Source organism: Flavihumibacter sp. (genome assembly GCF_036676075.1).
GTDB lineage: Bacteria > Bacteroidota > Bacteroidia > Chitinophagales > Chitinophagaceae > Flavihumibacter.
Genome location: NZ_JAKFDQ010000006.1, coordinates 532,405 through 547,949 on the forward strand (window position 1 = coordinate 532,405; position 15,545 = coordinate 547,949).

9 protein-coding genes are annotated in these 15,545 nt (G+C 42.9%); all 9 read right to left on the minus strand.

What is annotated here, in order from left to right:
- Positions 1-99 precede the first annotated feature (99 nt).
- Positions 100-1,491, minus strand: a complete 1,392-nt coding sequence (locus V6M43_RS02355; RefSeq protein ID WP_039131320.1) for an ammonium transporter — start codon at positions 1,489-1,491, stop codon at positions 100-102.
- 194 nt (positions 1,492-1,685) lie between these two features.
- Positions 1,686-3,188 (minus strand): glutamate synthase subunit beta, encoded by a 1,503-nt coding sequence (locus V6M43_RS02360; RefSeq protein WP_332732428.1) that lies wholly within the window; start codon positions 3,186-3,188, stop codon positions 1,686-1,688.
- A 63-nt stretch (positions 3,189-3,251) separates the two neighbouring features.
- Positions 3,252-7,769: a glutamate synthase large subunit gene (gene gltB / locus V6M43_RS02365; protein WP_332732429.1), complete on the minus strand. Its 4,518-nt coding sequence runs from the start codon at positions 7,767-7,769 to the stop codon at positions 3,252-3,254.
- Positions 7,770-7,875: 106 nt separating this feature from the next.
- Positions 7,876-9,126 (minus strand): threonine ammonia-lyase, encoded by a 1,251-nt coding sequence (ilvA, locus tag V6M43_RS02370; RefSeq protein WP_332732430.1) that lies wholly within the window; start codon positions 9,124-9,126, stop codon positions 7,876-7,878.
- Between the two features lie 93 nt (positions 9,127-9,219).
- Positions 9,220-10,311, minus strand: a complete 1,092-nt coding sequence (ilvC, locus tag V6M43_RS02375) for a ketol-acid reductoisomerase (protein ID WP_332732431.1) — start codon at positions 10,309-10,311, stop codon at positions 9,220-9,222.
- Between the two features lie 92 nt (positions 10,312-10,403).
- The gene (gene ilvN, locus V6M43_RS02380) at positions 10,404-10,994 is read right to left on the minus strand and encodes an acetolactate synthase small subunit (RefSeq protein ID WP_332732432.1); all 591 of its coding nucleotides are present in this window, start codon (positions 10,992-10,994) and stop codon (positions 10,404-10,406) included.
- Between the two features lie 42 nt (positions 10,995-11,036).
- Positions 11,037-12,776, minus strand: coding sequence for a biosynthetic-type acetolactate synthase large subunit (gene ilvB / locus V6M43_RS02385; RefSeq protein WP_332732528.1), 1,740 nt, complete (start codon positions 12,774-12,776; stop codon positions 11,037-11,039).
- On the minus strand, positions 12,724-14,403 hold the full coding sequence (ilvD, locus tag V6M43_RS02390) for a dihydroxy-acid dehydratase (protein WP_332732433.1): 1,680 nt from the start codon (positions 14,401-14,403) through the stop codon (positions 12,724-12,726). Before ilvD ends, ilvB begins: the two co-directional genes overlap by 53 nt.
- A 26-nt stretch (positions 14,404-14,429) precedes the next feature.
- Positions 14,430-15,326, minus strand: a complete 897-nt coding sequence (locus tag V6M43_RS02395; RefSeq protein ID WP_332732434.1) for a branched-chain amino acid transaminase — start codon at positions 15,324-15,326, stop codon at positions 14,430-14,432.
- Positions 15,327-15,545: the final 219 nt, after the last annotated feature.

Sequence of the window (15,545 nt, forward strand, 5' to 3'; positions counted from 1 at the left end):
AGTGTTAAGGGAAAGGGTACGGCGATGAACTTGTGTCAGAAGTTTATCATTACGCTGTACCTTTTTCTGGTTTTTGAAGCCTGGTAATTACCAGGACTATTAGATTTCAGAAAGCTGCTCCTCTTCTATGATTCCATTATTGCGAACCAGAAGAGTTCCCTGCATATATTTTTCATTGTGCTGAGATTCATCAAGGCCCAATTCCTCTTCTTCAGAAGTAACGCGAAGTGGGAGAATGAAATTGATGAACTTGAAAATGCCATATGAAACTGCGAAACTGTAGGCAACTACAATTCCAAGTGCTTTTAATTGAGTAAAAAAGAACTCCGGATTACCATAGAATAGTCCATCATTCCCGGCAGCATTAACCGCTTTAGTGGCAAATATTCCGGTCATGAGCATACCTACCATACCGCCGATGCCGTGGCAGGGGAAAACATCAAGGGTATCATCAAGTGTTGATTTTTGCTTATAGTAAATAGCAAGATTTGAAATAATTGCAGCCAACACACCAACAAAAATACTTTGAGGGATGGTTACGAAACCGGCAGCAGGCGTAATGGCTACCAGTCCAACAACTGCACCTATACAAAATCCAAGTACGGAAGGTTTTTTGCCACGGAGTACATCGAAAAACATCCAGCTTAAACCTGCTCCTGCTGCAGCAGTATTGGTTGTTGCAAAGGCAGATACCGCAAGAGAATTTGCACCAAGGGCAGAACCTGCATTAAATCCGAACCAACCAAACCACAGAAGGCCCGTGCCGATCAATACATAAGGAATATTAGCGGGTGGAATTTCTTTCTGCTCCAGATGAGATTGTCTGCGTTTCAGTACTAAGGCTCCTGCTAAGGCTGCACATCCGGCTGAGATGTGTACAACTGTACCACCTGCGAAATCGAGTACTCCCATTTGAAACAGGAAACCCTCCGGATGCCATGTCCAATGCGCAATTGGCGCATATACCAGAAGGCTGAACAAGGCGATGAACAGGATGTAAGATGTGAATCGGATCCTTTCAGCTACGGCACCTACAACCAGTCCGGGTGTTATGATAGCAAACATCAGCTGGAAAAGGGCAAATAAAGTTAATGGGATAGTCGGGGCCAGGCTCCATGGAGCTCCTGATCCCACACCCTGGAAAAAGGCGAATGTGCCCGGATTGCCAATAAAGCCTCCAATGGACTCTCCAAAGCAAAGACTGAAACCTACTGTTACCCAGAGTATACTAACTACTCCTGATGCAACAACACTCTTAATCATGGTAGAGATCACATTCTTGCGATGTACCATGCCCCCATAAAAGAAAGCTAGGCCTGGTGTCATAAGAAACACCAATGCGGTTGCTACAATGATCCAACCAGTATCAGCAGCGCTGTATAATTTACCGCCATCATCAAAATTTGGCAGTGCTGGAATGAAAAGGGTGGCAATGGCTACCACCGCAAGGATCACAAAAGGGGCAATCTGTTTTGTGGTTAATTTCCGCATAATTCAGTTGGTTTTGGTTATTGTATTAAATAAAATAATACTTTAAATTATTCCACTAAATTAATTAGAAAATAATTAAATCCTATTCGTAAATATACACATGTAAATATATATAATATTATAAATAAGCGCTCTAAATTTAAAAAGGCGGCCAATTGGCCGCCTTTTTAATATATAACAATAAAATAGATGTATTATATAGCTACAGATAGCATTGCATCTTTAGTTTCGAGAACCGAACTTCCCATTAGATACTCATCCACCTTCCTGGCACATTCCCGCCCTTCACTGATGGCCCAAACTACCAGACTCTGTCCGCGGCGAATATCACCGGCTGCAAAAACCTTAGCTATATTGGTTTGGAACCCCTTTTCACTTGCCCTTACATTTCCTCTCTCATCAAATTCAACTCCAAGTTCATTTAACATACCCTGCTGTTGGGGATGAACGAAACCCATGGCTAGTAAAGCAAGTTCACAAGGGATCTCCCTCTCGGAACCTTCAACTTCCTTGAACTGTGCCGGCCTGCCATCTGCTGAACTTACCCATTCGAGATTTACTATTCGCAATCCTTTCAGTTTCCCATTCTCATCACCAAGGAAAGCCTTTGTAGCAACAGCCCACTCACGTTCACAACCTTCTTCATGTGAAGTGGAGGTTTTCAGAACCATAGGATAGCTGGGCCATGGCATAAAAGGGGTCCTTTTCTCCGGTGGTTTGGGTAACAATTCAAATTGTGTTACTGTTATGGCACCCTGACGATTTGAGGTTCCTACACAGTCACTACCTGTATCACCACCGCCAATTACTACTACATTTTTGCCGGTTGCCAAAAGTTCCTCAATATGAATATTGCTTTCTATATCTCTGAAAGCCAGTGGATCTGATTTGTAGTTTCGCTTGTTTTGTTGCTTCAGGAAATCCATTGCAAAATGGACTCCATTTAATTCCCTTCCGGGTATACTAAGATCGCGTGGTACAGTAGAGCCCCCCGCCAAAACTATAGCCTGGTATTCCCTGAGAAGGTCATTTACTCTGATATTTACCCCAACATTTGCATGACACCTGAAAACTACTCCTTCCTCTTCCAAAAGGGTAATCCTTCTTTCAACCACCCATTTCTCCAATTTAAAATCCGGAATGCCGTATCGTAAAAGTCCACCGGGTTTTTCATCGCGCTCAAATACCGTCACCTGATGACCCGCATAGTTCAACTGGGCGGCTGCAGCAAGTCCCGCTGGACCCGATCCTATTACTGCAACCTTTTTACCAGTTCGAACATTTGCCTTTCGGGGTTTAACCAGTCCCTTCTCAAAAGCGATCTCAATAATATGTTTCTCAATTTCTTCAATCGTAACAGCTGGCTGATTGATTCCCAGAACACAGGCAGTTTCACACGGAGCCGGACAAATCCGGCCGGTAAATTCCGGAAAGTTGTTTGTAGAACTAAGAATGCTATACGCTTCTTCCCAATTTCTGCGGTACACAGCATCATTAAACTCAGGGATCACATTGCCTAAAGGACAACCATTATGGCAAAATGGAATGCCACAATTCATGCATCTCGCTGATTGTTTATTCAGTTGTTCATCAGAATATCGCTGAATAAATTCTTCATAATCTTTAACCCTTTTTTCTACCGGCCGCTTGCCTGGCAGCTCCCTGTTATATTCCAAAAATCCGGTTGGCTTTCCCATGATTTAATCGTGATTTGTTTTGTTGAAAGTTTAAATAACTGCTATTTGCTTACCTGCCCATCCTCAATGTTTTACCTGTTCCTTTGATTTCCTTTCAAGCAATACTTTCTTGTAATCGCGTGGGAACACTTTTACAAAATTGCGTAGCTGGTTATCAAAATCTTTGAGAATGAACTGGGCAACAGTGCTGCCGGTATAAGTATAGTGCTGGTTTATCAGTTCCTTCAACTCTGCACTATCCTCTTCTCCAAGTGGATCAAGATCCACCATTTCAGTATTGCAGTTTATATTGAATGATCCATTAACATCATATATGTATGCGATGCCCCCACTCATTCCAGCCGCAAAATTTCTACCGGTATCTCCAAGAATCACAACTTTACCACCTGTCATGTATTCACAACCATGATCACCTACACCTTCAACAACAGCTGTTGCTCCTGAGTTACGTACCGCAAAACGTTCGCCCGCCTTACCGCGGATAAAGGAAAGGCCCGATGTTGCTCCATAAAATGCAACATTGCCGATGATGATATTATCTTCCGGAACAAAGGCTGCCTGAAGTGAGGGATACACAACCAGCTTTGCGCCACTCAATCCTTTACCGAAATAATCATTAGCATCACCTTCCAGTTCCATCGTAACACCCGAAGTATTGAAAGCGCCAAAACTTTGTCCTGCAGTACCTGTAAGTTTAAAATGTATCGTGTCTTCAGGCAGGCCCTTTTCTCCATATTTCTTGGAGATTTCATTTGAAAGGATAGTGCCTATGGTCCTGTTTGTATTCTTGACATTAAAAGAAGCAAAAACTTTTTGCTGGTTTTCTATTGCAGGCTTTGCTACCTCCAGTAATTTCCAGTCTAAAACATCCTCTAATCCATGGTCCTGTTGTTCCATATTGTAAAGTCCTGTATACATGGAAGCAGGTTCTTTGTACAATACCGGTGATAGATCAAGATTTTTGTATTTCCAATGGGTAATGTCAGTTCTTGGCTCCAGAAAATCTACCTGTCCAACCATTTCATTTACTGTTCGAAAACCCAACTCAGCCATTATCTCTCTAAAATCTTCTGTAATGAAACGGAAGAAATTTACCACATGGTCAGCATCTCCTGTAAATCTTTTGCGCAATTCAGGATCCTGCGTTGCTACACCAACCGGACAGGTATTCAAATGACATTTACGCATCATTATGCAGCCCTCAACAACAAGGGCAGCGGTTGCGATACCCCATTCTTCAGCCCCTAGTAAAGTAGCGATGGCGATATCCCGTCCTGTACGCATCTGGCCATCAGCCTGCAATACAACCCGGCTACGTAGTTTGTTTTTTAAGAGAGTCTGGTGTGATTCTGCTAATCCAAGTTCCCAGGGTAGACCCGCATGTTTTATTGAACTTATTGGTGATGCACCGGTACCCCCATCAAAACCTGCAATAAGGATCACATCCGATTTTGCTTTGGCAACTCCCGCTGCAATAGTGCCGACACCCGCCTTACTTACAAGCTTAACACTTATTCGTGCAGCCCGATTTGAATTCTTGAGATCATATATCAACTGAGCGAGATCTTCTATTGAATAAATATCATGATGGGGTGGGGGAGAAATCAATCCAACCCCAGGTGTTGAGTGACGTACCTTTCCTATCCATTCATCTACTTTATGCCCCGGTAATTGACCACCTTCTCCGGGTTTTGCACCCTGTGCCATTTTTATTTGTAATTCATCAGCCATAGTAAGGTAATAGCTTGTTACGCCAAACCTTCCGGAAGCAACCTGTTTAATGGCACTACGCATAGAATCACCATTGGGTAACTTTTCATATCGCATTGAATCTTCACCACCCTCTCCTGTATTGCTTTTTGCACCAATACGGTTCATGGCAATGGCCAAAGTGGAATGTGCTTCGTGGGATATGGATCCGAAACTCATAGCCCCCGTCGCAAAACGGTGCATGATAGTTTCGGCAGACTCTACTTCTTCAATTGGTATAGAGGGTCGGTTATTCTTAAACTGCAACTGGCTTCTCAGAGTTGAAGCTTTCACAGACTGGTCGTTTACCAGTTTTGTATATTTTTTGAACGTTGCATAATCATTCATCCGTGTTGAATACTGCAACAAATGAATGGTCTGTGGATTAAACAGGTGGAACTCTCCTTTACGTTTCCACTGGTAAACGCCGCCTACAGGTAGCCTGTCAACAGGAATATCTTTCTTGCTGAATGCAAGGAAATGCTTTGCCAAAGATTCTTTCGCAATTTCATCCAGTCCCATTCCTTCGATCCTTGAAGTGGCACCAGTAAAATATTTATCAACAACAGCCTTGTTGATACCGATGATCTCAAATATCTGGGCTCCCTGGTATGATTGAAGCGTGGAAATTCCCATTTTGGAAAACACCTTCAACAAACCATCATTTACAGCTTTGATATAATTTTTCTTGAGGTAATCCGGATCGAGATCAGTTTCCATTTTGCCACTGAGTTTCATATCACGGATAGTGCTCAAAGCCAGGTATGGATTGATCGCAGTTGCTCCAAATCCCAGAAGGCATGCAAAATGATGTACCTCCCAAACATCTCCCGCTTCAACTACAAGACCAACCTGTCCACGAAAACCTTTTCGTATCAGGTGATGATGAACAGCAGCTGTAGCCAAAAGTGATGGAATAGGAGCATGATCTGAGTCAATGGCACGATCAGAAAGTATGAGTACCTCAAACCCATCCTGCACAGAATCAACTGCATACCGGCAGATCCTGTCAAGTGCTTTTTGTAATGATCCTGGCTTACCATCTGAACGGAAATAACATTGCAATGTCTTTGCCTGGAAAATACCCGTATCAATACTACGTATCTTCTCCAGTTCATGGTTATTTAACACAGGATGTTTTAGTGCCACACAATGCGCTGCCAATGGATCCTCTATCAGAAGGTTGCCATTATTTCCCGCAAAAGTAGCCAGTGACATTACCAGTCTTTCCCGGATGGGATCAATGGGTGGATTTGTAACCTGGGCAAACAATTGTTTGAAATAATTACTTAAATGCTGCGGTTGGTCACTCAGTACAGCAAGCGGTGTATCGGTCCCCATTGATCCAATTGGCTCTTTGCCATCTGTTGCCATGGGCGCGATAATAGTATCAAGATCTTCCGTTGAATACCCAAATGCTTTCTGGTATTTGAAAACCTGCTCATGTTCAAGGTGTGTGAAGAGAACTCTTGGTTCAGGAAGTTCTTCAAGACGGATTTTGTATTTATTCAACCATTCGGAATAAGGCTTCTGTGAGCATATCTGCGACTTCAGTTCGTCATCGCTGATAATTCGGCCCTGTTCCAGGTCAACCACAAACATTTTTCCTGGCTGAAGACGCCCCTTCTCAATAACTATTGAGGGATCAACCGGTAAAGCACCTGTTTCTGATGCCATAATTACCCTGTCATCATTGGTTACACAGTAACGGGATGGTCGAAGTCCGTTCCGGTCAAGTGTGGCACCAATGATTTTTCCATCAGTAAAAGATATTGAGGCCGGACCATCCCATGGCTCCATGAAAGCCGCATGAAATTCATAGAATGCTTTTTTGACCGGATCCATCTGATCGTTTCCGTCCCATGCTTCCGGAATAAGCATCATCATTACATGTGGAAGTGATCGGCCTGTCATCGTCAACAGCTCGATCATATTATCAAGACATGCTGAATCTGATTGCCCCTCTGTTACTATAGGAAGTAACATATCCATTTCCTCCTTGGAAAAATATGGAGAGGTGAATCCTTTTTCACTTGTTCGTAGCCAGTTGAGATTCCCCTGTAGAGTATTGATCTCGCCATTATGTGCGATATAACGGAAAGGCTGGGCAAGCTTCCACGATGGAAATGTATTTGTTGCAAACCTGGAATGAACCAGGCCGAATGCACTCACTATTCTCTTATCGCTCAGGTCGGGAAAGTATCCGCGAACCTGGTGGCTTGTAAGCTGACCTTTGTAAACAACAGTTTTATATGATAATGATGCAATGTAAAAACCAATAGCATCTTTCCTGACTGTATTGTTGATTGTATGGCTCGAATAATTTCGGAGAATGAATAGTTTTCTCTCAAAATCATCGGGGTTGGTCAGGTGATCCGGACTCGCAATGAATACATGTTCCATTTCAGGTTCAACACTTAATGCAGTTGGACCAATCCCTTCGGTATTCACCGGAACCTTCCTGTACCCAAGAATTTCGAGGCCAAGTTTTTCAGCAGCACGATTGAATATATCCCTGCATTCTTCGCGGAGACGGATTTCACGAGGAAAGAAAATTACCCCCACGCCGTATTTGCCATAAGAGGGGAGGTGTATGCCTAACTTCACACACTCATCAAAATAAAATTCATGGGGAGTCTGAATAAGAATACCGGCTCCATCACCCGTATTCACTTCACAGCCACAAGCGCCGCGATGTTCCATATTTTCAAGAACAGTAAGTGCGTCAGAAATTATCTGGTGACTTTTATTGCTCTTGATGTTTGCCACGAATCCAATGCCACAGGCATCATGCTCAAAAGAGGGATGGTATAAACCCTGGTTGCTTGCCATCGTTGAAAATGCAGTTTAGAAATTATTCAAAAAAATATGCCGTTTCCTATATGGAATTTAATATATGCAGCAAGCAGACCCTGAATATACAACAATCCGGGATTAATTAGACTAAATATCCAAAAAGATTATCGTCTTTATTTAGTTCGGTGTAATTGATATTGTACTGCCGCATATTTTCCAAAAGGATATTGTAATCCTGTGAATTCTTAAGTTCCACCCCTACCAGGGCAGGACCTGATTCTTTATTGTGCTTTTGCATATACTCAAAGCGGGTGATATCATCATCCGGTCCGAGTACATGGTTCACAAATTCCTTCAAAGCTCCCGGCCGTTGCGCAAAGCGCACCAGGAAATAATGTTTTAGCCCTTCATACTGTAAAGATCTTTCTTTGATCTCCTGCATCCTGTCAATGTCATTGTTGCTGCCGCTAACTATACAGACCACGTTTTTACCCTTTATCTTATCTGAGTATTGCTCCAATGCAGCGATAGATAATGCGCCGGCAGGTTCCACTACAATAGCATCTTCATTGTAGAGCTGAAGAATCACTGAGCACACTTTTCCTTCAGGAACCAATACCATATCATTAAGTACATCCTTACAGATCCGGAATGACTTGTCGCCCACTCGCTTGACGGCTGCGCCATCTACAAATCTTTCAATTTCATCCAGCGTAACCGGACTTCCATTCAGAAGTGCTGCTGTCATGGAAGGTGCTCCTTCTGGTTCAACACCAATCACCTGGGTTTCCGGACTATATGTTTTCAGGTATCTTCCAACACCGGCAGCCAGTCCACCACCACCCACAGGAATAAAAACATAATCGATTTCGGGTTGGTCTTCAAGAATTTCAATTCCTACAGTACCCTGACCTTCAATAATTTTATCATCATCAAAAGGGGGAATAAAGGTCATCCGGTTAGCAACGGTAAACGCTTTCGCTGCAATTGCACAATCGTCAAACGTATCACCTGCCAGTTTTATATCTATCCATTCTTCCCCAAACATTTTCGTTTGTGTAACCTTTTGTTTAGGAGTAATGATGGGCATAAAAATTACGCCTTTAACCTTAAGCTTCTTACAGCTAAAAGCAAATCCCTGCGCATGATTTCCTGCACTTGCACAAACCACACCATTTTCAAGGAGATTTTCAGGAAGGCTGCTCATCATATTATAAGCACCTCTTAACTTATAACTGCGAACTACCTGTAGGTCTTCCCTTTTTAGAAAAAGATTGCAACCGAACTTGCGGCTTAGGTTCGCGCTGAACATCAACGGAGTTCGGGTCACAACCTTCCGGAGACGCTGGGCTGCCTTGAAAAAATCGAGAGTAGGTGCTTGTAGGGTGGACATATAAAGTCTGTTTACCTCTATTCTAAAGAGAATTGGCAATAGGGAATAAAGATTCAGATGCTGCCTGATTCAATATTCCCTATTGCTATTTTATCATGCTGGTACCGCTGTTTTTTGTGTCTTAACTTCAGTTGCCGCTGGCTGATTTTCTGGTCGCAGGCTACGAACAGTTTTACCTGCCTGCCACATTTCACTTTCACGAAGTTCCTTCAATTCTTCTTCTAACTTTTCGCGATAATCGGGCTGGCTATTTGAGTCAATAGATCGCTGGCTTTCTTTACCACTTTCAACACTTTCATACAGTTCCTTAAATACAGGGGCGGTAGCGTCCCTGAATTTCTTCCACCAGTCAAGCGCCCCTCTCTGTGCTGTAGTTGAACAGTTGGCATACATCCAGTCCATTCCGTTTTCGGCTACCAGTGGCATCAGGCTCTGGGTAAGCTCTTCCACCGTTTCATTAAATGCTTCAGAAGGACTGTGACCCTTATCACGAAGTACCTGGTACTGGGCAGCGAAAATACCCTGTATTGCGCCCATCAATGTTCCTCTCTCACCTGTGAGATCTGAATACACTTCTTTACGAAAATCTGTTTCAAAAAGATAACCACTGCCAACTGCAATACCAAGGGCGATCACCCTTTCCTTTGCGCGGCCTGTTGCATCCTGGAAAATTGCATAGGAACTGTTCAACCCGCGACCCTGGAGGAACATGCGGCGAAGCGAAGTACCACTACCTTTGGGTGCAACTAAAAATACATCCACATCAGCAGGTGGTATGATGCCGGTTTGCTCATTGAATGTAATGCCGAAACCATGCGAAAAATATAATGCCTTACCTGGTGTAAGGTGTTGTTTAACAGTTGGCCAAAGTGCTATCTGTGCTGCATCGCTCAGAAGATAACAAATAATAGTGCCACGCTCAAGCGCTTCTTCTATTTCAAATAATGTTTCGCCCGGAACAAATCCATCAGCAATGGCCTTATCCCAGGTTTTAGAATTTTTTCTTTGCCCAACTATTACGTTGATGCCATTATCACGTTGGTTCAATGCCTGCCCCGGTCCTTGCACACCATATCCTATTACAGCTACAGTTTCATTTTTAAGCACTTCCTGCGCTTTTGCCAGCGGGAACTCTTCACGAGTTACTACATTTTCTTCCGTACCGCCGAAATTTAATTTTGCCATGATTGTTGTTTTGTAATTAATTAAAGGGGATGTTAAACCCGGTGATTTTTTGTTTTGTTTATGTTGATTGCTTGGATATATTTTTCTTTTGATTACATGGTAAATACTTCCTCCTGCTTATCTAGAAATTCATTTTCTATTACCTGTTCGCTTGGTTCATGCTGTTCAAATTCCCGAAGCTTCTCATGAAATCCACTGCTTGCTTTGATGATGGCCACTCTTGCGCTTCTTACAAACTCTATCAGGCCAAATGGTTCAAGCACCTTTATCAGCTTATCGGTTTCTTCACGATGACCGGTTGTTTCAAAAACAGTATAATCCTTCCTGATCACAACCGCCCTTGCACCGAATTCACGTAACAATCTTTCTACCTTAACTTTTTCTGCGATTTCATCTGTAGGTACTTTGTAAAGCGCCATTTCCTGCCATATCAGTTCCTCATTGTTGTTGTAATAGGCTTTCAAAACTTCTACCTGCTTTTCGATCTGTCGGACCAGCTTTTTTACCACCTCTTCAATTTCATGAATAACGATGGTGAAGCGATGTATTCCTTCTACCTCACTGGGAGAAGTATTCAAACTCTCCACATTTATCTTTCTACGTGAAAACATGATGGCAATGCGGTTAAGCAATCCGATCTGGTTTTCCGTATAAACTGTTATGGTAAATTCCTGTTTGCTCATGATGTTATTATTAATTGATGGCTGTTCTGTTCCAGGTAACTTTTATTTCAGTCTTATTTCTGATACACTGCAACCTTGAGGAACCATTGGAAATACATTGTTTTCTTTACCTACCATTACTTCAAGAAGGTAAGTGCCATTATGATCAAGCATTGTCTGAAGTGCCTGCTTTAGATTTTCACGCTCACTCACTTTTTGTCCGGCAATGCCATAACCTTTTGCAACCATTACAAAATCCGGACTTTGTATATCAACAAATGAATACCTTTTGTCATTGAAAAGTTGCTGCCATTGCCTCACCATTCCAAGGAACTGGTTGTTGAGTATCAGGATCTTAATATCTACACCGCATTGCATGATTGTTCCAAGTTCCTGTATTGTCATCTGAAATCCTCCATCGCCAATCACGGCTACAACTGTCCTGCCCTGATCTCCATATTTTGCACCGATGGCAGCAGGTAATGCAAATCCCATTGTACCGAGCCCCCCCGATGTTACATTGCTTTTTGATTGGTTGTAATGAGCGTAACGGCAGGCCACCATCTGATGCTGTCCCACATCTGTCACAATGATAGCTTTACCATTAGTGAGGGTATTTAAAACATTGATTACCTCTCCCATAGAAAGTATTGCTGTATCAGGATTCATTTCAGGTATGATACAGGTGGCTTTTTCCTCATCTTCAAATTCCCTGAAGCGTTGTAACCACTGTGGATATACTTTTTGCTCAATAAGTGATGTGAGGAGTGGGAGAGTTTCTTTACAATCACCCCATACCGGAACCGTGGTCTTTACATTTTTGTCTATCTCGGAAGGATCAATATCAAGGTGAATGACTTTTGCCTGTTTTGCATATTTATCAAGGCGGCCGGTTACCCGATCATCGAAACGCATTCCAATTGCTATCAGAACATCGCACTCATTCGTTAATACATTGGGACCATAATTGCCATGCATTCCTAACATTCCCACGGCAAGCGGATGATCTGTAGGGATAGCACTCATGCCAAGGATGGTCCATGCGGTTGGGATACCTGCCTTCTCAATAAATTTCAAAAATTCCTTTTCAGCTTTTCCCAGAATAACACCCTGACCAAATATTACAAATGGTTTTTTCGCCTCATTGATAAGTTGAGCTGCCTGCTCTACATATTCCTTTCTTACCAAGGGTTTTGGGCGATAACTTCTGATATGTGTGCAGGGCAAATAACCTTCATAATCGAACTTCTGAATTTGTGCATTCTTAGTGATATCGATCAGAACAGGTCCTGGTCTGCCGCTTCTGGCAATATAAAATGCCTTTGCAAGCACTGATGGAATTTCAGTGGCATCCGTTACCTGGTAGTTCCATTTGGTTACAGGGGTGGTAATATTGATGACATCGGTTTCCTGAAAGGCATCGGTCCCTAGAAGGTGGGCAAATACTTGTCCTGTAATAGCAACTATTGGGGTGGAATCAATCATTGCGTCAGCAAGTCCTGTCACCAGGTTGGTAGCACCCGGTCCGCTTGTGGCGAAAACCACACCCACATCACCCGATGTTCTTGCATATCCCTGTGCTGCATGAATGCCCCCTTGCTCATGACGAACAAGAATATGATCCAACTTATCGCGGTAATCATACAGTGCATCATAAATAGGCATGATAGCACCGCCGGGATACCCGAATATTGTTTTAATTCCTTCTGCAATCATGGCCTCCAGTACAGCCTGTGATCCGCTGATATTCTCAGTCTTCGTCGGTAACGCAGCCGTCTGCGGCTGACTTAACGTGCTTTGCATATTTGTATAGAATTCCTTTGTTAACATTTAATGCCGGTTTCTTCCATTGTTGCTTTCGGCTACTTATTATATCCTCAGATACCTTCAGGTTAATGGTATTATTTGTTGCATCCAGTTCAATGATGTCATCATCCTCAACAAGGGAAATCAATCCCCCTTCATATGCTTCTGGTGTGATGTGGCCAACCACAAAGCCATGTGTTCCACCACTAAATCTTCCGTCTGTAATCAATGCCACTGATTTGCCAAGTCCCGCTCCAATGATCGCAGAGGTTGGTTTAAGCATTTCCGGCATTCCCGGCCCTCCCTTCGGACCCACATACCTGATCACCACAACATCACCCGGCACAACTCTTCCACTGGAAATGCCTGCAATAAGTTCATGCTCACCATTGAATACTCTCGCAGGACCAACAAATTTTTCACCTTCTTTACCACTTATCTTGGCTACACTGCCGCCTTCGGCCAGATTACCATAAAGTATTTGCAGATGACCTGTTGCTTTGAGTGGACTTTCTACCGGGTAAATGATTTTCTGTGAATCAAAATCCAGATCAGGAATGGATTCCATGTTTTCTGCAATGGTTTTACCCGTCACCGTCATACAATTTCCATGAAGCATTCCCTTACTCAACAGGTATTTCATCACTGCAGGTACACCACCATGTTCATGCAGATCCTGCATCAGGTATTTACCACTTGGTTTAAAATCTGCAAGCACCGGAACCTTATCGCTAATGGCCTGTATATCATCCTGCGTTAATTGTAGTCCAACACTTTTTGCCATTGCAATTAAATGTAGCACTGCATTTGTTGATCCGCCAAGAACCATAATTACTGTAATGGCATTTTCAAATGCTTCCTTAGTCATTATATCAGATGGCTTGATATCTTTTTCCATCAGCAGCCTGATTGCCTTACCTGCTTCCTCGCATTCTTTCTTTTTCTCTTCACTCAGTGCGGGGTTAGACGATGAATAGGGTAAGCTCATTCCCAGTGCTTCAATAGCTGAAGCCATTGTATTTGCGGTATACATACCACCACAAGCGCCTGCGCCTGGGCATGAATGCATAACAATACCTTTGAAATCAGCCTCGTTTAGTTGACCTGCGATCTTTTGTCCCAATGCTTCAAATGCAGAAACGATATTGAGGTCCTGACCCTTGTAATGGCCCGGCGCAATAGTACCTCCATACACCATGATTGATGGGCGATCCAGCCTTCCCATGGCAATAATGGAACCGGGCATGTTTTTGTCACATCCAGGTACTGCTATTACTGCATCATAATATTGTGCTCCACAAACTGCTTCAATGGAATCTGCAATAATATCACGGCTAACCAATGAATAACGCATTCCATCCGTTCCATTGCTCATGCCATCACTAACACCAATTGTATTGAAGATCAGGCCTACCAGATCATTTTCCCACACGCTCTTCTTGATGATTTTTGCAAGATCATTAAGATGCATGTTACAGGTATTTCCATCATACCCCATACTTACCACACCTACCTGTGCTTTCTGCAGGTCTTCATCGGTAAGGCCAATGCCATAAAACATAGCCTGTGCTGCTGGTTGCGTGGGATCTAGTGTAATGGTTTTGGAATACTTGTTCAGTGACATATCTTCTGTTGATTTTTGTTTATTCTTTAGATACTTGCTTCTGCTGGTATTGTTTCTGTTACACGTTCTTTATATGCCTGCTGGATCTTCCTGGATAATGAATTGTTCCAATCGCCAGGAAACCTGCTGCCATCAAGGCTTTCCCATCCGATTACTTCAGCTGCGGTGCCACAAAAGAAAGCTGCATCGGCTGCCTTTAGTTCATCGGCGGTAAATAGTTTTTCAATTACTTCTATGTCAAGCTCTGCAGCAATTTCCTTTACCGTAGCCCTTGTGATTCCTGGAAGTATGTTACCTGAAGGAGGTGTATAAAGCTTTCCCTCTTTTTCGAAGAAAATATTGGCACCCGGACCCTCTGCTATATAGCCATTCATGTCTGTAAGAAGTGCCTCATCATAACCCTTTGCCTTCGCTTCCTGGCTCGCCATAATGGAGTTGACATAATGACCACATGCTTTCGCTTCAATTTTGAATCCACGCGGATTAGGTCGCTGGAAAGAAGAACTCATTACACGCAATAATTTATCCCCTAAGAATGGCTGCATCTCCCATGCCTGTATTGTAATAAATGATTCGGTATTCAGGTTGAAACTCATATTGGCAGGTGCATACACTAACGGCCTGATATATGCGTCCTGAAGATTATTTTCCTCCAGCACTTTATAGGTGGCAATGGTCAACTCTTCAACTGTCCAGTTATAAGGCAGGTTATACGCAGCAGCTGATTGTTCTAACCGGATGAAATGTTCTTTGGGCTTGAATATCCTGGTTTCACCACCTGCAGTGCGATAAGAGCGTATCCCTTCAAAAACTCCATAGCCATAATGTAATGTCTGACTGTAGAGATCAATTTTGGCATCGGCTGCTTTTACAAAGCTTCCATTGAGGTAAATAACTGTGTTGTTGTCGTAATATGTTGCCATATCTTTTTGTTTTAATTGTTGCGGTTCCGGGTAAAAAAAAACGGTCCGCCTTTTGGAGGCGGACCGTTTGTATATTCAAGTTTAAGATTGCTACATACAATTACCACCTCCTGATATGACAGGAATAATCACCACCACAATAATGACTGTGATTTGGTTGATGATGGTATGTATATTTTTTGACTGCATTACGCGGTTACTGATATACAAATATAATCC

Excerpts from the sequence above, each read along its gene's own strand:
- gltB (WP_332732429.1), bottom strand. The coding sequence starts at position 7,769 with ATGGCAAGCAACCAGGGTTTATACCATCCCTCTTTTGAGCATGATGCC.
- ilvC (WP_332732431.1), bottom strand. The coding sequence starts at position 10,311 with ATGGCAAAATTAAATTTCGGCGGTACGGAAGAAAATGTAGTAACTCGT.
- V6M43_RS02355 (WP_039131320.1), bottom strand. The coding sequence starts at position 1,491 with ATGCGGAAATTAACCACAAAACAGATTGCCCCTTTTGTGATCCTTGCG.
- ilvB (WP_332732528.1), bottom strand. The coding sequence starts at position 12,776 with ATGCAAAGCACGTTAAGTCAGCCGCAGACGGCTGCGTTACCGACGAAG.
- V6M43_RS02395 (WP_332732434.1), bottom strand. The coding sequence starts at position 15,326 with ATGGCAACATATTACGACAACAACACAGTTATTTACCTCAATGGAAGC.
- ilvD (WP_332732433.1), bottom strand. The coding sequence starts at position 14,403 with ATGTCACTGAACAAGTATTCCAAAACCATTACACTAGATCCCACGCAA.
- V6M43_RS02360 (WP_332732428.1), bottom strand. The coding sequence starts at position 3,188 with ATGGGAAAGCCAACCGGATTTTTGGAATATAACAGGGAGCTGCCAGGC.
- ilvN (WP_332732432.1), bottom strand. The coding sequence starts at position 10,994 with ATGAGCAAACAGGAATTTACCATAACAGTTTATACGGAAAACCAGATC.
- ilvA (WP_332732430.1), bottom strand. The coding sequence starts at position 9,126 with ATGTCCACCCTACAAGCACCTACTCTCGATTTTTTCAAGGCAGCCCAG.